The organism is Modestobacter sp. L9-4, from assembly GCF_019112525.1.
Lineage (GTDB): Bacteria > Actinomycetota > Actinomycetes > Mycobacteriales > Geodermatophilaceae > Modestobacter.
Window position 1 is genome coordinate 2,932,722 of sequence record NZ_CP077800.1, and the last position, 16,285, is coordinate 2,949,006.

A 16,285-nucleotide genomic window follows, 5' to 3' on the forward strand; every position below is an offset into this window, starting at 1 on the left:
GCGCCATACCGGGACAGAGCGGAGGCGCACGTGTGCGGCATCTCGGGTGAGGTCCGGTTCGACGGCGGCGTGGCCGACATGGGCGCGGTGGCGGCCATGTGCGACCAGCTGCAGCGGCGCGGGCCCGACGGCTCCGGTGGCTGGCAGTCCGGACCGGTGGCGCTGGGGCACCGCCGACTGAAGATCATCGACCTGACCGACGCGGGCGCCCAGCCGATGGTCGACGCCGAGCTCGGGCTCACGCTGGTGTTCAACGGGATCATCTACAACTACCCGGAACTGCGCGCCGAGCTGCAGGCCGCCGGCTACCGGTTCTTCTCCACCTCCGACACCGAGGTCGTGCTCAAGGCCTACCACCGCTGGGGCGGGGCCTGCGTCGAGCGCTTCCTGGGGATGTTCGCCCTCGTCGTCGTCGAGCGGGACTCCGGCCGGGTGGTGATGGCCCGCGACCGCTTCGGCATCAAGCCGCTGTACCTCTCCCGCGGGCCGGGCCGGCTGCGGTTCGCCTCCTCGCTGCCCGCGCTGCTGCGCGCCGGGGGAGTGGACACCAGCATCGACCCGGTCGCGCTGCACCACTACATGTCCTTCCACGCCGTGGTGCCCGCCCCGCGCACGATCCTGGCCGGGGTCGGGAAGCTCCCGCCGGCCACGGTGCGCACCATCGAGCCCGACGGCCGGGAGTCCGACCGGGAGTACTGGCGCCCGGTGCACTCCCGGCGCCCCGACCTCGCCGACCTGCACCCGGTGGAGTGGCAGGAGCGGGTGCTCGAGTCGCTGCGCACCGCCGTCCGGCGCCGGATGGTCTCCGACGTCCCGGTCGGGGTGCTGCTGTCCGGCGGCATCGACTCCAGCCTGATCGTCGGCCTGCTCGCCGAGGAGGGGCAGCGCGACCTCGCCACCTTCTCCATCGGCTTCGAGGCGGTGGGTGGGCGGTCCGGTGACGAGTTCGTCTACTCCGACGTCGTCGCCGAGACCTTCGGCACCGACCACCACCGGCTGATGGTGCCCACCGCCGACGTCCACGCCGGGCTCGACGGCGCGATCGGGGCGATGAGCGAGCCGCAGACCAGCCACGACGCCGTCGCCTTCTACCTGCTCAGCCAGCAGGTGAGCCAGCACGTGAAGGTGGTGCAGAGCGGGCAGGGCGCCGACGAGGTGCTGGCCGGCTACGACTGGTACCCGCCGCTGGACGGCGTCCCGGAGGCCGACGCCGTCGACGCCTACGCGCGGGTGTTCATCGACCGCCCGCACAGCGAGATGGCCAGGGTGCTGAGCGACCGCTACCTGGTCACCGAGGACGTCAGCCGCGCCTTCGTCGCCGAGCACTTCGCCCGGCCGGGTGCGGACACCACGCTGGACCGGGCGCTGCGGCTGGACTCCACGATCATGCTCGTCGACGACCCGGTGAAGCGGGTGGACAACATGACCATGGCCTGGGGCCTGGAGGCGCGCGTGCCCTTCCTGGACCACGAGTTCGCCGAGCTGGTCGCCGCCGTCCCGCCGGAGCTGAAGCTGATGCACGGCGGCAAGGGGCTGCTCAAGGAGGCCGCCCGGAAGGTGGTGCCGGCCGCGGTGATCGACCGGCCCAAGGGCTACTTCCCGGTGCCGGCGATCATCGAGCTGCGGGGGGAGTACCTGGCGACCGTGCGGGCCGCGCTGACCGCCCCGGTGGCCCGGGAGCGCGGCCTGTTCCGCCCCGAGTTCGTCGACCGCCTGCTCGCCGAGCCGAACGCCCACCGCACGACACTGGGGTCCAATCAGCTCTGGCAGATCGGCCTGCTGGAACTCTGGCTGCAGCGGCACGGCATCTCCTGACCGCGGGAGCCGACCGCCCTGCCGACCGCCTGCGAGGAGGTGCCATGACCGACGTCCTGCACTCGACCGTCCCGTCCCGGGCCGGGCTCCCCACCGGGGTCCGCCTCGCCATCGCCGAGATCGCCGGCGCCCCCGGCACGTGGTGCCCGACCCTGGCGCCCACCGGCGACCGGGTCGCCTACGTCAGCGACCGCTCCGGCCTGCCCCGGCTCGAGGTGGCCACGCTGGACCAGCAGACCCCGCCCGCGGTGCTGTCCGGCCCGGCCGAGGAGGTCGTCTCCGTCGCGTGGTCGCCCGACGGCGCGTGGCTGGCCTACCTGGTCAGCCCCGGCGGCTCGATCTGCGCCCAGCTGTGGGCGGTGCGCCCCGACGGCTCCGACCGGCACCTGGTCGCCGGGGAGGACCCGCGGGCCACCGTGTTCGCCGGCGGCTGGACCGCCGCACCGGGCCACTACGTCTGCTCGATCGCCTCCGGCGAGGGCCCGGACGCCGACGTCGTCCTGGTCGACGTGGTCAGCGGGGCCCGCCGCACCCTGGCCAGCGGCGGGTTCCTGTCGGTGACCGCGGTCGCCGCCGACGAGCGCACCGTGCTCGCCCGCCGCGGCCCGCGCGGGCACCGGCACGTCGTGCTGGTCGACGTCGCCACCGGCGTGCAGCGGCGGGTGCTGCCGCTGGGTGCGCCCGGCGGGCAGGCCTCCGAGGACGGCCGCTTCGCCCCCGACGGCGCCGCCGTCTACCTGCGCGCCGGGCTGCCGGGCGTGCCCGGGGTGCCGCGCAGCGACCGCACCGGCCTGGTGCGCGTGCCGCTGGGCGAGGGGCGGGTGCCCGGCCCCGGCGAGGTGCTGATCAGCCGCCCGGACGCCGACCTGGACGCCTACGCGGTGCGCGCCGACGGCACGGTGCTGTGTGTCTGGAACGCCGACGGGGTCACCGAGCTGGAGGTGCGTGACCTCACCGGGGAGCTCCGCTCCGCCGTCCCGCTGCCGCAGCCGGTGATGCCGGGCTGGTCGCTGTCGGCCGACGGGAGCACGCTGCTGGCCGAGCTGACCGGCCCGGGCTGCCCGCGGTCGCTGTGGCCGGTCCCGCTCGACGGGCCCGCGCCGCAGGCGCCCCGGCCCGCGGTGCCGCTGCCCTCGATCCCGCGCCCGCCGGACCCGCACCTGCTGGTCACCCCGCAGCGGCTGCGCTACCCCGCGGCCGACGGCACGGAGCTCGACGGCTGGCTGTACACCCCGCGGGAGGCGACCGGCCCGAACCGCACGGTGGTCAGCTTCCACGGCGGGCCCGAGGGGCAGGAGCGGCCGGACTTCTCCCCGGTGGCCCAGTCGCTGGTCGCCGCGGGGCTCACCGTCTTCGCGCCGAACGTCCGCGGCTCCGGCGGGCACGGCCGGGCGTTCATGGCCGCCGACGACCTCGGCTCCCGGGAGGAGTCCTTCGCCGACGTCGTCGCCACCGTCGACCACCTGGTCGCCGCCGGCATCGCCGAGCCGGGGCGGCTGGGTGCGCACGGCTGGTCCTACGGCGGCTACCTGGCCCTGGTCGCGCTCACCCGCTGGCCGGACCTGTTCGCCGCCGGTGCGACGCTGGCCGGGATGAGCGACCTGCGCACCTTCTTCGCCGGCACCGAGCCGTGGATGGCCGCGGCCTCGGTCACCGAGTACGGCGACCCGGTCGCCGACCGCGAGCTGCTGGCCGCCCTGTCGCCGATGACCGCCCTGGACCGGCTCACCTCCCCGGTGCTGCTGGCCCACGGCGACCGCGACACCAACGTGCCGGTGCTGGAGTCGGTGCAGGCCCACCAGGAGCTCACCGCCCTGGGGGCACCCGCCGAGCTGCTGCTGCTGCGCGGTGAGGGGCACACCGTCGTCGGCCGGGACAACCAGCTGCACCTGGCCGAGCGGGTCGCCGAGTGGTTCGACCGGTGGTTGTGACCCGATGACCAGCGTCTTCGCCCGCTATCCCGGTTCGGCCCGCGACGAGGCGGTCGCCCTCGACGGGTCGGTGCGCCCGCCGTTCGAGCCGGTCGCCGGCGCCCTCGAGGAGCTCGGCGGGGTCGGTCTCACCTCGGTCGTGGGCGCGATGTCCCAGGAGCGCCGGGTGCGCGGCGTCGTCTTCGGCAGCTACGTCGACGGTCGGCTGGAGGAGCGCCCCTTTCCGATCTGCCCGGTGCCCCGGGTGCTGCCCGCCGCCGACTGGGCGCACCTGGCCCGCGGCGTCGAGCAGCGGCACCGCGCGCTCAACGCCTTCCTCGCCGACGTCTACCGGCCCGCCGGCCGGCGCCGCACCGACGACGACCGCCAGCCCGAGATCGTCCGCGCCGGGCTCGTGCCGGAGTGGGTCGTGACGGCCAGCCCCGGCTTCCGGCCCGCCGCGGTGGGCTGGGCGACGCCCGGTCAGCAGCGGATCACCGTCTCCGGCCTGGACCTGCTGCGCGGCCCCGACGGCTGGGTGGTGCTGGAGGACAACCTGCGGGTGCCCTCGGGCATCGGCTACGCGCTCAGCAACCGCACCAGCGGCCGGACGGCGCTGCCCGCGCTGTACGCCGACGCCGAGGCCGCCGGGCTGGTCGACCCGACCGAGGCGGTGGCCCTGCTGCGGGCGGCGCTGGCCGACGCGGCGCCCGCGGGCTGCGACGGCGTCCCGCAGCTGGGGCTGCTCACCGACGGCCCCCACAACACCGCCTGGTTCGAGCACCGGCTGCTGGCCGAGGCGCTGGGCGCCCCGATCGCCACCCCCGACCGGCTCTGGCCCACTGCCACGGGCGGGGTCGCGGTGCAGGTCGACGGCGAGCGCGTGCCGGTCGACGTCCTCTACCGGCGCTTCGACGAGGCCGACCTCGCCGGGCACCTGACCCCCACCGGCATCCCGGTCGACGTCCTGCTCGGCGAGGCGGTGCGGGCCGGGCAGCTGGCCGTGGCCAACGTGCCGGGCAACGGCGTGGCCGACGACAAGGCCACCTACCGGTACGTGCCGGAGATGATCGACTTCTACCTGGACGAGCGGCCGGTGCTGGCCACCGTGCCCACCTGGCTGCTGGCCGAGCCCGGTGACCTGGCCGCGGTGCGCGACCGGCTGGACGAGCTGGTGGTCAAGCCGGTCGACGGCTTCGGCGGGCGGGGCGTGGTCTTCGGCCCGCAGTGCTCGGCTGTGGAGCTGGCCGAGCTGCAGGCGGAGGTGCTGGCCTCGCCGCACCGGTTCGTGGCCCAGGAGCCCGTCGACTTCTCCACCGTGCCCACCGTCGTCGACGGCCTGGTCGTGCCCCGGCGGGCCGACCTGCGGGTGTTCGCCGTCGCGGGCAGCACCACCCGCGCGCTGCCCGCGCCGCTGACCCGGGTCGCGCTGGGGGAGGGCTCCCTGCTGGTCAACTCCAGCCAGGGCGGCGGCAGCAAGGACACCTGGGTCCTGCCGGGTTGAGTGGAGTGGGTCCGTCGACGTCACGTCGACGGACCCACTCCACTAGAGCGGTTGCGCGTGGCGCCAGGCGGTCCAGGCGCTGGTGACGACGTCGTGCAGGTCGCGGCGGGCGCGGACGCCCAGCTCGCGCTCGAGCCGGTCGACGGCGGGGACGACGGCGGGCTCCCCGGGCTGGGCGTCGGTGACCTCGGGCGTGGTGTCCCCGCCGGTCACCTCCGCGACCACCCGCAGGACGTCGAGCGCGCTGGTGCCACGGCCGGTGCCCACGTCGTACACCCCGCCGGGGGAGCCGGCCTCCAGGGCGCGGACCGCCGCCACGAGGGCGTCGGTGACGTCGGCGACGTGCACCAGGTCGCGGACGGCGGTGCCGTCCCCCGCGACGACCGGGGCCGAGCCGGCGTCGAGGGCGGCGAACACCTGCGGCAGGAAGCGGTCCGCGGCGGTGTCCCCGAGCCGCGGGTCGGCCGCCCCGCCGACGTCCGGGAGGCGCAGGACGACGGCGGCCAGGCCGTGGGCGGTGACGCAGTCGCCCACCAGCCACTCACCGGCCAGCTTCGTCCGCCCGTACGGCGTCAGCGGCCGGCACGAGGCGTCCTCGGGCACCGGCCCGCCGTCCGGGGCGCCGTACACGGCCGTGCTGCTGGCGAACACGAACCGGCCCACGCCCTTGGCCCGGCAGCCCTCCAGCAGGGCGACCAGTCCCTCGACGTTCTCCGCCCACGTGGCCAGCGGGTCGGTGCCCGACGTCGTCGGCTGCTCCCGGGCGGCCAGGTGCACGACGCCCTGCACCGCGTGCTCGCGCAGGACCCGACGCACCAGGCCGCGGTCCCGCACCGAGCCCACGACCATCGGGACGTCGGGCAGCCGGTCCAGCCGCCCGGCGTCCCCGGTGGACAGGTCGTCGAGCACGACCACCCGGGCACCGGCGGCGGCCAGGGCGTGCACCACGTGCGCGCCGACGTAGCCGGCCCCGCCGGTGACCAGCCAGCTCATGCCCGCACCGTCAGACCCCGGCGGCTCAGAGCCGGCCGGCGACGTGCTCGATGCAGGCGGTCAGCGCGGTGACGTCGTCGGGGTCGACCGCCGGGAACATGCCCACCCGCAGCTGGTTGCGGCCGAGCTTGCGGTAGGGCTCCACGTCGACGACCCCGTGCGCGCGGAGCGTCTTCGCGATGAGCGCGGCGTCGACGGACTCGTCGAAGTCGATCGTGCCGACGACGAGGGAGCGCTCGTCGACCCGGTCGACGAAGGGCTGCGTGTACTCGGTGTCCTCGGCCCAGCGGTACAGCCGGCTGGAGGACTCCCGGCTGCGGGCCACCGCGCCGGACAGCCCGCCCAGGCCGAGCATCCAGTCGATCTGGTCGGCGAGCAGGAACAGGGTCGCGACGGCGGGGGTGTTGTACGTCTGGTCCTTGGAGCTGTTGTCGACGGCGATCGACAGGTCCAGGAAGCCGGGGACCCAGCGGCCGGAGGCCTTGATCTCCGCGACCCGGGCCAGCGCCTTCGGCGACATCAGCGCGATCCACAGGCCGCCGTCGCTGGCGAAGGACTTCTGCGGCGCGAAGTAGTAGACGTCGGTCTGGCCGACGTCGACCGGCAGGCCGCCGGCGCCGGAGGTGGCGTCGATGAGCACCAGGGCGTCGGCGTCGATCCCGGCGGGGCGGAGGACGGGGGCCATGACGCCGGTCGAGGTCTCGTTGTGCGCCCAGGCGTAGGCGTCGACGCCGGCCTCGGCGGCGGGCAGCGCCAGCGAGCCGGCCGGGGCCCTGGTGATCACCGGGGCGTCCAGGAACGGCGCCTCGGCCACACCGGAGGCGAACTTCGCGGAGAACTCGCCGAAGCTGCCGTGCGCGCTGCGCTGCCGGATGAGCCCGAAGGTGGCGACGTCCCAGAACGCGGTCGAGCCGCCGTTGCCGAGCACGACCTCGTGGCCGTCGGGCAGGTCGAACAGCTGGCGGAGGCCCTCACGGATGCGGCCGACCAGGGCCTTCACCGGTGCCTGGCGGTGCGAGGTGCCCATCACGCCGGCGCCGACGGTGGACAGGGCGGCCAGTGCCTCCGGGCGGACCTTCGACGGGCCGCACCCGAACCGGCCGTCCTTCGGGAGCAGCTCGGCGGGGATGGTGATGTCCATGGGGTCCTCCACGTGCGCAGGCGGGCGTCCGGCCCAACCTAGGGGTTCGGCGGGGTGGTGTGACCAGCCGGGCAGTGGTCACGCGGCGGTGCGCGGGGCAACGGTGACAGCATGGAGCGCGTGCCCGACCTGATCAGCATGCGCAGGGACTACGACGACGGCAGCTTCAGCGAGGCGGGGCTGGCAGCCACCTGGGTCGAGCAGTTCGACCGCTGGTTCGCCGACTCCGTGGCCGCCGAGCTGCCCGAGCCGAACGCGATGGTCCTGGCCACCGCGGACGCCGACGCGGTGCCCGACGCGCGGGTCGTGCTGATGAAGGGCTACGACGAGTCCGGCTTCCTGTTCGTCGGCAACTACGCCTCGGCCAAGGGCGCCCAGCTGGCGGTGAACCCGCGCGCCGCGCTGGTGTTCCCCTGGCACGCCCTGCAGCGGTCGGTGCGGGTGACCGGCACCGTCGAGCGGGTGGGCGACAGCGCCTCCGACGCGCTGTGGGACCCCCGCCCCCGGGGCGCGCAGCTGGCCGCCGCCGCCTCGCTGCAGTCGACCGTCGTGGAGTCCCGCGACGAGCTGGTGCAGCGGTTCGCCGAGCTCGACGCGCAGACCCCGCCCGGCCCGCTGCCGCGGCCGGCGAACTGGGGCGGCTACCGGCTGGCACCGGACAAGGTCGAGTTCTGGCAGGGCGGGCACGACCGCCTGCACGACCGGTTGGTCTTCGTGCGGGACGACGAGGAGGGCGGGGGCTGGTTCGTGCAGCGCCTGGCCCCGTGACGCACCCTCCCGCCTCACCGGACCACGAGGACGAGACCACCCCACCCCGCCGGGACGCCCGTCCTGGCGGGGTGGGTACCCCGGACGGCCATGTCGGCGGGGCCGGGGAGCCGCTGACGCCGGTCGACCCGGTCGAGCCCGGCGGGCCGGTGGAGGAGCCGCAGCCGGTGCGCCGCCGGAGCTGGGCGCTGGACACCACGCCGCTGCGCAACCGCGCCTACCGCCGGGTGTTCGGCGGGGTCACCGTCACCATGCTCGGCCAGCAGATGACGCTGGTCGCCGTCCCGTACCAGGTCTACGAGCTGACCGGCTCCTCGCTGATGGTCGGGCTGACCTCGGTGGTCGCGCTGGTGCCGCTCGTGGTCTTCGGCCTGCTCGGCGGAGCGATCGCCGACGCGATGGACCGCCGCCGGCTGATGGTCATCACCTCCGTCGGCGCCGCCGTGACCAGCGCGCTGCTCGCGGTGCAGGCGCTGCTGCCCGGCGACGGCCACGTCGCCGTCCTGTGGCTGCTGGCCGCCGCCGTCTCGGCGTTCGCCGCGGTCAACCAGCCGGCGCGCAGCGCGGTGATCCCGGCGATCGTCGGGCCGGACGAGGTCGCCGCGGCCAACGCGCTGGCGATGACCGTGCGCCAGGCCGGCGTCATCGTGGGCCCGCTGCTGGCCGGGCTGCTGATCGGCCTCGGCGACCTCTCGATCCTCTACACGATCGACGCCCTCGGTTTCGTCGCCGCGGTGCTGCTGCTGCGCGGGCTCCCGTCGCTGCCGCCGGCCGGGGTCTCCGGGCCGCTGCGGCTGGGCGCCGCCGTCCGCGGGGTGGGGGAGGGGTTCACCTTCCTGCGCACCCAGCCGCTGCTGCTGATGACCTTCGTCGTCGACGTGATCGCGATGTTCTTCGCCTGGCCGCAGGCGGTGTTCCCCGAGCTGTCGCAGACCACCTTCTCGGGCAACGCGAACAGCCTGGGCTGGCTGTACGCCGGCGTCTCGATCGGCTCGCTGCTGATGGGCCTGACCTCGGGGTGGGTGACCCGGGTCGACCGGCAGGGCGCGGTGGTGCTGGCGGCCATCTCGGTGTGGGGCGTGGCCATCGTCGGGTTCGGGCTGTCCTCGACGCTGTGGTTGGCGGTGCTCTGCCTGGCCGTGGCCGGGGCCGGGGACATGGTCAGCTCGGTGCTGCGCAACTCGATGCTGCAGACCGCCGCGCCCGACGAGATGCGCGGCCGGATGCAGGGCGTGTTCATCGTGGTCGTCGCCGGTGGCCCGCGGCTGGGCGACCTGCGCGCCGGCCTGCTGGCCAGCAGCGTGGGCGTCAGCGCGGCGATGTGGTCCGGCGGCGTGATGATCGTGGTGGCGATGGCGGCGGTCGCCGTCCTCGTGCCCTCGTTCTGGCTGTTCCGCGCCTCGCAGGCCGACGACCTCGCCGAGGCCGCGCGCCGCCGGATGCCCCAGGGCTGACCGACCGTGCGGTCACCGGGGACGACGGGTCCGCCCGACCCCGAGGAGCGCGCACCCGCCGCCGCGGACCCGTTGGTGCTTGCACCGGGGGTGGTCGGGTAGCGCTGGGTGATGGCCCTCCCGAAGATCCTCGTGCTCGTGCTCGCCGGTGGGAAGGGCAGCAGGCTGCAGCTGCTCACCGAGACCCGCGCCAAGCCGGCCATGCCCTTCGCCGGCGTGTACCGGCTGATCGACTTCCCGCTGAGCAACTGCGAGCACTCCGCGATCCCCGACGTCTGGGTGTCGGTGCAGTACCAGCCGCAGTCGGTCAACGAGCACCTGGCGGGGGGCCGCCCGTGGGACCTCGACCGCACCACCGGCGGGCTGATGATGCTGCCGCCGTTCCAGTCCGGCAGCGAGCGCGGCGGCTTCACCTCCGGCACCGCCGACGGGCTGTGGCGTCAGTCGGAGCTGATCCGGCAGTTCGCCCCCGACGCCCTGGTCGTGGTCAGCTCCGACGCGGTCTACAAGCTCGACTACCGCGAGGTCGTCGAGGGCCACCTGGCCTCCGACGCCGAGGTCACCATGGTCACCACCGAGGTCGACCCGGACGACGCCAGCCGCTACGGCATCGTGCAGGTCGACGGCGAGCGGGTCACCGACTACGCCTACAAGCCCGACGAGCCGGCGACGACCACGGCCACCAACGAGGTCTTCGTCTTCACCCCCGGCCCCACGCTCGACCGGCTGGAGCAGCTCGCCACCGAGGTCGGCGAGGACGGCCTGGAGGACCTCGGCACCCACCTGCTGCCCGCCCAGACGAAGGACGGCAAGGCCCGCGCCCACCGGTTCGACGGCTACTGGCGCGACCTGGGCACGGTGGAGTCCTACTGGCAGGCCAACCAGGACTTCCTGTCCGCCGAGCCGCCGATCGACCTGGACGAGGCCGGCTGGCCGGTGCACACCCGCGGCGGCCGGCACAGCGCCGCCCGCGTCCTGGACGACGGGCAGATCGAGAACAGCCTGCTCTCCGGCGGCACCCGCATCTCCGGCAGCGTCCGGGGTTCGGTGCTGTCCCCGGGCGTGATCGTGGAGGCCGGCGCCACCGTCACCGACTCGGTGCTGCTGCCCGGCGTCCGGGTGCGGGCCGGGGCGACGGTGACCCGCGCGGTGCTGGACGACAACGTGGTGGTCGGCGAGGGCGCGACCGTCGGCGGCGACGGCGAGATCACCCTGGTCGGCCGGGAGGCCGAGGTCGAGGCCGGCAGCACCCTCGCCCCCGGGACCCGCCTGCCGGAGCCCGAGCGCGACTGACCTGCCGCACGGTGTGCGCCGGGGCCGGGGTCCAGACACTGGATGCCCGCCTCGGCGCACACCGTGGGTCACGGCTCCCGGTACTCGCGGAGCTGGGACCAGCCGAAGCGGGACTCGGCGACGTGGTCCTGCAGGTCGCTGGCCAGCCGCGCCCGCAGCTCGGGCGCCGTCTCCTCCACCTGGCCGGGGGTCCACGCCCAGAACCCGAACGCCTCGCCGACCACCACGACCCGCAGCCGTACCGCCACCGTCGGCGGCCACGGCCCCGTGACCGGGGGCTCCAGCTCGACCTGGTCGAGTTCTCCCGGCCGCAGCAGCTGGTCGAGCACCGGGGTCACCACGTCGCTGAGCAGCTCGGCCACGTCCACCACCGCATCCTGGCCGTCCGGGGCCGGGAGCTCGACACCGTTGTGCACTCGATGCCGTCTCGGCGGCCAGGAGGCAGCGTCCAGCGCACAACGGTGGAGCCTCGCCGGCGTCCCCGGGGCGTCAGGCGAGGGCGCCGGCGACCACCTTGAGGTCGGCGACGAGGGCGTCGTAGGCAGCGGCGCGGGCGTCGTCCGGCGTCCGCAGGATGGCCGAGGGGTGCGCGGTGGCGAGCATCCAGGTCTGGGCCGGCACCTCCTCCTCGGGCTCGTCGCCGTCGGCGTCGGGCTCGGTGAGCAGGGTGAGCTGGCGGCCGGGCGGCGTCCAGGGCAGCAGCTGCCCCCGCTCCTTGGTGATCTTGAACGTCGGGGAGATCAGTGCCTTGGCGGCCACCGCGCCGAGGCAGACGACGATCTCCGGCTGCAGGACCGAGAACTCCGCCTCCAGCCAGGGCTTGCACGCGCGGATGTGCTCCGCACCCGGTGACTGGTGGATCCGCCGCTTGGGCGTGGGCGTGAACCGGAAGTGCTTCACGGAGTTGGTGATGTAGGCGTCCCGGCGGTCGATGGCCGCGTCGCCCAGCGCGCGGTCCAGCAGCTTGCCGGCCGGGCCGACGAAGGGCTCGCCGGCGCGGTCCTCCTGGTCGCCGGGCTGCTCGCCGACGAAGACGATCCGGGCGGTCTCCGGGCCCTCCCCGAACACCGTCTGGGTGGCGGGCTCCCACAGCTCGCAGGCCCGGCAGCCGGCCGCGGCCTCGCGCAGGCCGGCCAGGCCGACTCCGGTGGGCGGCTGGGCCGGGTGGTTCTCGGTGCTCATGGGTCGATGACACCCGACGTCGGGCGTCGCCGCAGCGTGAACCGGCGGAGCGGTCACTTGACGACTTGGAAAGTGATGCGACAGGCTCAGCCCGTCGAAGCGACGTCCGCACGCCGACCGACCGGAGGACCAGTGCTCGAGATCGACGGCCTGTACAAGGCCTACGGCAGCAACGAGGTGCTGAAGGGGGTGTCCTTCACCGTGGCGCCGGGGCAGGTCTTCGGCTTCTGCGGCTCCAACGGCGCCGGGAAGACCACCACCATGCGCATCGCGATGGGCCTGGCCCGGGCCGACGCCGGTGAGGTGCGCTGGACCGGCCGCCCTGTCGACGAGGCCGTCCGCCGGCGCATCGGCTACATGCCGGAGGAGCGGGGGCTCTACCCGAAGATGAAGGTCGGCGAGCAGCTCACCTACTTCGCCCGCCTGCACGGCATGGACGCCGCACCCGCCGCCCGCGCCGCCGAGCACTGGGCCGAGCGGCTGGGGCTGGGGGAGCGGCGGAACGACAAGGTGGAGAAGCTGTCGCTGGGCAACCAGCAGCGCGTGCAGCTCGCCGCCGCCCTGGTCAGCGAGCCCGACGTGCTGATACTCGACGAGCCGTTCTCCGGGCTGGACCCGGTCGGCGTCGACTCCCTCGCCGAGGCGCTGCTCGATCAGGCCCGCCGCGGTGTGCCGGTGGTCTTCTCCAGCCACCAGCTGGACCTCGTCGAGCGGCTCTGCGACGCCGTCGGCATCCTGGCCCGCGGCTCGATCGTGGCCAGCGGCACCGTCGACGCGCTGCGCTCCGGCGCGGCCGGCCGCCAGCTGCGGGTCGTCGTCCCCGAGGCGCCGGCCGGCTGGGCCGCGGCGCTCCCCGGGGTGCGCGTGGTCTCCGAGCAGCGCGGGGACACCGTGCTGGAGCTGGGCCCCGGCGCGGACGACCAGCAGGTCCTCACCGCCGCGTTGCGCACCGGCCGGGTGGCCCACTTCGCCTGGCGCGAGCCCACGCTGGTCGAGCTGTTCCGGGACGCCGTCACGCAGACCCGGGAGGTGGCGGCGTGAGCGCTCCCGCGCAGACCGGGGTGAAGCCGCCCAGCGCCGCCCGGATGGTCCGCCTGGTGGCCGCCCGCGAGGTCGCCACCCGGATCCGGGACAAGAACTTCCTCGTCGGGTCGGCCGTCCTGCTGCTGCTGGTCCTGGGCATGCTCGTCTTCCAGGTGGCGATCAACAGCGGCACCGACTCCACCTCGATCGGCGTGGTCGGCGGGAGCTCCCAGCTCTCGACCGCGCTGGAGGGCCAGGGCGACGCGCTGGGCACCGAGGTCGAGGTCGTCGACTACGACGACGAGGCGGCGGCTCGCGCCGCGGTCGAGCAGGGCGACGTCGACGGCGCCCTGCTCAGCCCGTCCGGGGCCCAGCCCGAGCTGCTGGTCGAGAGCGACGGCGGACAGGTCGAGTCCCTGGTGCGGGGCGCGGTCCAGGGCCTGTCCATGGACCAGCAGCTGGCCGAGGCGGGGGTGCAGCTGCAGGCCCCGCCGGAGGTCGACGTGGTCGCCCTCGACCCGGACGCCGACGCCGACCTGGAGGCGGCGATCGTGGCGCTGATCTGCGTGGCGGTGCTCTACAGCCTGCTGGTGCTGTTCGCGCAGTTCGTCGCGCAGGGCGTGGTGGAGGAGAAGTCCAGCCGGGTGGTCGAGCTGCTGCTGGCCACCATGCGCCCGTGGCAGCTGCTGGCCGGCAAGATCATCGGGCTGGGCGTGCTCGGGCTGGCCCAGATGGTGGTGGTCGCGGTGATCGGCGTGGCCGGCGCGCTGGCCTTCGACGTCGTCGACCTGCCCGGCCGGCTGATCGGAACCGTGCTCACCGCGGTCGCCTGGTTCGTGCTCGGCTACGTCTTCTACGCGTCGATCTTCGCCGCGGCGGCGTCGCTCGTCAGCCGGCAGGAGGACCTGGGCAGCGTGCTCACCCCGGCAACGCTGCTGCCCGTCGTCGGGCTGGTGATCGCGATCCAGGCCGCCCAGGACCCGACCAGCACGCTGGCCACGGTCACGTCCTACATACCCGGGTTGTCGCCGATGGTCATGCCGGTGCGGCAGGCCGCCGGGGAGGCCGCGGTCTGGGAGGTCGGCCTCGCCGTCCTGCTGATGCTGGTCTCGATCGCGGTCATCGTGCGGATCGGCGGGCGGATCTACGCGGGCGCGCTGCTGCGCACCGGCGGCAAGGTCAAGCTCCGCGACGCCCTGCGCGCGGAGAGCTGACGCGGCGAGGACGGACGGTGACCGGGTCCCCGGTCGCCGTCCGTCCCCGTGTGGCTGGTGGACGTCGCAGGTCCGGAACCCGCTTGCCCACCCGGGCACCATGGGCCGGTGGACGACGACCTGGACCAGCGGTTCGCCGCGCTGGACGGTTCGGACGACGTCGATGCGCTGATGGACGTGGGCCGTGACCTGACGGACGCCGAGCGGTACCGCGAAGCCGAGCAGTGCTTCCGCCGCGCGGCTGGGTCCGGCAGCGGCGCAGCGCTGTTCGCCCTGGCGTGGTCACTGGCAGCGCAGGAGTGCTGGCGCGACGCTGCGCTCGCCTTCGAGCGAGCGGCCTCGGCGGGTGAGGTCGACGGCTGGCTGCACCAGGGTGTCTGCCTCGAGGAGGTCGGTGACCTCGCCGGCGCTCGGCTCGCCTACGAGCGAGCTGCGGCGGTGGGTGATGCCGACGGGTGGGTGCACCAGGCATGGCTGTCGCGGCTCACGGGAGACCACGCTCGTGCGACCGATGCGCTCGTCGCCGGGGTGGCTGCAGGCAGTGAGCTGGCCGCGGCGGTGCAGGCCTGCTGGCAGTGGCACGCGACCCGGGACCCGGTCCTCGAGCCCGCCTTGCGGGCCGGCGCCGAGCTCTACCAGGACGCCCGGGCGGACCTGGCTGCCTTGTTGCGCCAGGCCCGTCGACTCCAGGAGGCGAAGGCCGTGCTCGAGCGCGGCGTCGAGCTCGGTGAGACCGGGTCGATGCTGCCGCTGGGCAACCTGCTGAGCGACGACCTCGAGGACGACGACGCCGCCGAACGGGTCTACCGGCTGGGCATCGCCGCCGGGGATGTCTTTTGCCACAACAACCTGGGCGTGCTCCTGCGTGACCGCGGCGACGTCGCGGGCGCGGCGGAGCAGTTCATGCTCGGTGAGCTCAGCGGTGACGCCAAGGCCGCCGCCAACCTGACGGCCCTCCGCGAAGACGGCCCCTGATCGCACGCGTTGTGGTCGCAGTGCACGTGCTGCAGCACGTGCACTGCGACCGGAACGCGGGCAACGCAGGAGCTACACCTGCGAGAGGTCACCCAGCGGGCCGCGGTAGGGGTGGGCGCCGGGGCCGGTGACGCCGGTGCGCACGGTGAACAGCCTGCCGGCGTCCGGCTGGGCCGCCTTCGCCTCGTCGTCCAGGCCGTGCACCGAGGTGCTGATCACCAACAGGTCGCCGCTGAAGGCGCAGCTCGTCGTGTTCTGCGCGTCGACGTCGACCACGGTCAGCAGCTCGCCGGTGGGGGAGTACCGCCGCACCTGGGCCCCGCCCCAGAGCGCGGTCCAGAGGCAGCCCTCGTCGTCCACGGTGAGGCCGTCGGCGACGCCGTCCGGGTCGTCGGAGAAGTCCAGCAGGACCCGGCGCTCGCCGGGGACGCCGGACTCCAGGTCGTAGTCCATCGCCCAGACCGCCTTGGCGCCGGAGTCGGACAGGTACATGGTGCTGTCGTCGGGCGACCAGCCGATGCCGTTGGAGACCGTCAGCCCGTCGAGCACCGTGGTCACGGTGCCGTCGAGGTCGAGCCGGTAGAGGGTGCCGCCGCCGGTGCGCTCGTCGAAGGCCATGGTGCCGGCGAAGAAGCGCCCCGCCCGGTCGCAGGCGCCGTCGTTCATCCGGGTGCCGCCAGCCTTCTCCGAGCCGCCCTCGTCGGCCAGCTCGATCAGCACCTGCGCGTCGCCGTCCTCGGTGAGCCGGCTGATCCCCGCCCCGGCACCGAGCAGCCAGCCGCCGTCGGCCGCCGGGACGGCGAACCCGACGGTGTCGCCGCCGTGGTGGGAGGCCAGGTCGACGACGTCGTCGCCGGAGATCCGGCCGCGACGGACCTGCCCCTGGGTGATGTCCACCCACACCAGCTCGGACCGGGCGGCGTCCCAGATCGGGCCCTCCCCGTGCTCGGCGGGGGAGGCGCTGGCCGGGGTCGCTCGCAGTCGCATCACGGCCCCATGGTCCCCGGGCAACC

The 16,285-nt window shown here is 74.7% G+C and carries 14 protein-coding genes; 9 read left to right on the forward strand and 5 right to left on the reverse strand.

What is annotated here, in order from left to right; all coding sequences use genetic code 11:
• Positions 1-30: 30 nt before the first annotated feature.
• Genes KUM42_RS13770 through KUM42_RS13780 form a run of 3 tightly spaced genes read left to right on the forward strand, consistent with a single transcriptional unit; the run spans position 31 to position 5,229 of the window.
• A complete protein-coding gene (locus KUM42_RS13770; protein ID WP_237493099.1) occupies positions 31-1,815 on the forward strand; it encodes an N-acetylglutaminylglutamine amidotransferase in 1,785 nt (594 codons plus the stop codon).
• Positions 1,816-1,859: 44 nt separating this feature from the next.
• Positions 1,860-3,746, forward strand: coding sequence for a S9 family peptidase (locus KUM42_RS13775; RefSeq protein WP_237493100.1), 1,887 nt, complete (start codon positions 1,860-1,862; stop codon positions 3,744-3,746).
• 4 nt (positions 3,747-3,750) lie between these two features.
• The gene (locus tag KUM42_RS13780) at positions 3,751-5,229 is read left to right on the forward strand and encodes a circularly permuted type 2 ATP-grasp protein (RefSeq protein WP_237493101.1); all 1,479 of its coding nucleotides are present in this window, start codon (positions 3,751-3,753) and stop codon (positions 5,227-5,229) included.
• A 42-nt stretch (positions 5,230-5,271) separates the two neighbouring features.
• Here KUM42_RS13780 and KUM42_RS13785 read toward each other — a convergent pair whose 3' ends face one another.
• Positions 5,272-6,222, reverse strand: coding sequence for an NAD-dependent epimerase/dehydratase family protein (locus KUM42_RS13785; protein ID WP_237493102.1), 951 nt, complete (start codon positions 6,220-6,222; stop codon positions 5,272-5,274).
• Positions 6,223-6,247: 25 nt separating this feature from the next.
• Positions 6,248-7,363, reverse strand: coding sequence for a phosphoserine transaminase (gene serC, locus KUM42_RS13790; protein ID WP_237493103.1), 1,116 nt, complete (start codon positions 7,361-7,363; stop codon positions 6,248-6,250).
• A gap of 111 nt (positions 7,364-7,474) precedes the next feature.
• Here serC and pdxH point away from each other — a divergent pair, with 111 nt between their 5' ends.
• The 3 genes from pdxH to KUM42_RS13805 all read left to right on the forward strand — a co-directional run bounded on the left by pdxH (position 7,475) and on the right by KUM42_RS13805 (position 10,878).
• Positions 7,475-8,131: a pyridoxamine 5'-phosphate oxidase gene (pdxH, locus tag KUM42_RS13795; protein ID WP_237493104.1), complete on the forward strand. Its 657-nt coding sequence runs from the start codon at positions 7,475-7,477 to the stop codon at positions 8,129-8,131.
• A gap of 71 nt (positions 8,132-8,202) precedes the next feature.
• Positions 8,203-9,585 carry an MFS transporter gene (locus KUM42_RS13800; RefSeq protein ID WP_237493105.1) on the forward strand — a complete coding sequence of 461 codons (1,383 nt, stop codon included), beginning with the start codon at positions 8,203-8,205 and terminating at the stop codon, positions 9,583-9,585.
• A 111-nt stretch (positions 9,586-9,696) separates the two neighbouring features.
• A complete protein-coding gene (locus tag KUM42_RS13805; protein ID WP_237493106.1) occupies positions 9,697-10,878 on the forward strand; it encodes a glucose-1-phosphate adenylyltransferase family protein in 1,182 nt (393 codons plus the stop codon).
• Positions 10,879-10,946: 68 nt separating this feature from the next.
• Here the strand turns inward: KUM42_RS13805 and KUM42_RS13810 are convergent, their stop codons facing one another.
• Positions 10,947-11,246, reverse strand: coding sequence for a hypothetical protein (locus KUM42_RS13810; RefSeq protein ID WP_237493107.1), 300 nt, complete (start codon positions 11,244-11,246; stop codon positions 10,947-10,949).
• A 121-nt stretch (positions 11,247-11,367) separates the two neighbouring features.
• Entirely contained in the window at positions 11,368-12,060 is a 693-nt protein-coding gene (locus tag KUM42_RS13815; protein ID WP_237493108.1) for a UdgX family uracil-DNA binding protein, read from the reverse strand.
• 132 nt (positions 12,061-12,192) lie between these two features.
• On the opposite strand from KUM42_RS13815, the gene KUM42_RS13820 reads away from it, so the two are divergent.
• The 3 genes from KUM42_RS13820 (at position 12,193) to KUM42_RS13830 (ending at position 15,272) form a co-directional block, all read left to right on the forward strand.
• Positions 12,193-13,101: an ABC transporter ATP-binding protein gene (locus KUM42_RS13820; protein ID WP_237493109.1), complete on the forward strand. Its 909-nt coding sequence runs from the start codon at positions 12,193-12,195 to the stop codon at positions 13,099-13,101.
• On the forward strand, positions 13,098-14,297 hold the full coding sequence (locus KUM42_RS13825) for an ABC transporter permease (protein ID WP_237493110.1): 1,200 nt from the start codon (positions 13,098-13,100) through the stop codon (positions 14,295-14,297). Before KUM42_RS13820 ends, KUM42_RS13825 begins: the two co-directional genes overlap by 4 nt.
• Before the next feature lie 108 nt (positions 14,298-14,405).
• Entirely contained in the window at positions 14,406-15,272 is an 867-nt protein-coding gene (locus KUM42_RS13830; RefSeq protein WP_237493111.1) for a UDP-N-acetylglucosamine-peptide N-acetylglucosaminyltransferase, read from the forward strand.
• A gap of 72 nt (positions 15,273-15,344) precedes the next feature.
• Here the strand turns inward: KUM42_RS13830 and KUM42_RS13835 are convergent, their stop codons facing one another.
• Positions 15,345-16,259 carry an SMP-30/gluconolactonase/LRE family protein gene (locus tag KUM42_RS13835; RefSeq protein ID WP_237496680.1) on the reverse strand — a complete coding sequence of 305 codons (915 nt, stop codon included), beginning with the start codon at positions 16,257-16,259 and terminating at the stop codon, positions 15,345-15,347.
• Positions 16,260-16,285: the final 26 nt, after the last annotated feature.

Excerpts from the sequence above, each read along its gene's own strand:
- KUM42_RS13775 (WP_237493100.1), top strand. The coding sequence starts at position 1,860 with ATGACCGACGTCCTGCACTCGACCGTCCCGTCCCGGGCCGGGCTCCCC.
- KUM42_RS13785 (WP_237493102.1), bottom strand. The coding sequence starts at position 6,222 with ATGAGCTGGCTGGTCACCGGCGGGGCCGGCTACGTCGGCGCGCACGTG.
- pdxH (WP_237493104.1), top strand. The coding sequence starts at position 7,475 with ATGGAGCGCGTGCCCGACCTGATCAGCATGCGCAGGGACTACGACGAC.
- KUM42_RS13815 (WP_237493108.1), bottom strand. The coding sequence starts at position 12,060 with ATGAGCACCGAGAACCACCCGGCCCAGCCGCCCACCGGAGTCGGCCTG.
- KUM42_RS13835 (WP_237496680.1), bottom strand. The coding sequence starts at position 16,259 with ATGCGACTGCGAGCGACCCCGGCCAGCGCCTCCCCCGCCGAGCACGGG.
- KUM42_RS13780 (WP_237493101.1), top strand. The coding sequence starts at position 3,751 with ATGACCAGCGTCTTCGCCCGCTATCCCGGTTCGGCCCGCGACGAGGCG.
- KUM42_RS13805 (WP_237493106.1), top strand. The coding sequence starts at position 9,697 with ATGGCCCTCCCGAAGATCCTCGTGCTCGTGCTCGCCGGTGGGAAGGGC.
- serC (WP_237493103.1), bottom strand. The coding sequence starts at position 7,363 with ATGGACATCACCATCCCCGCCGAGCTGCTCCCGAAGGACGGCCGGTTC.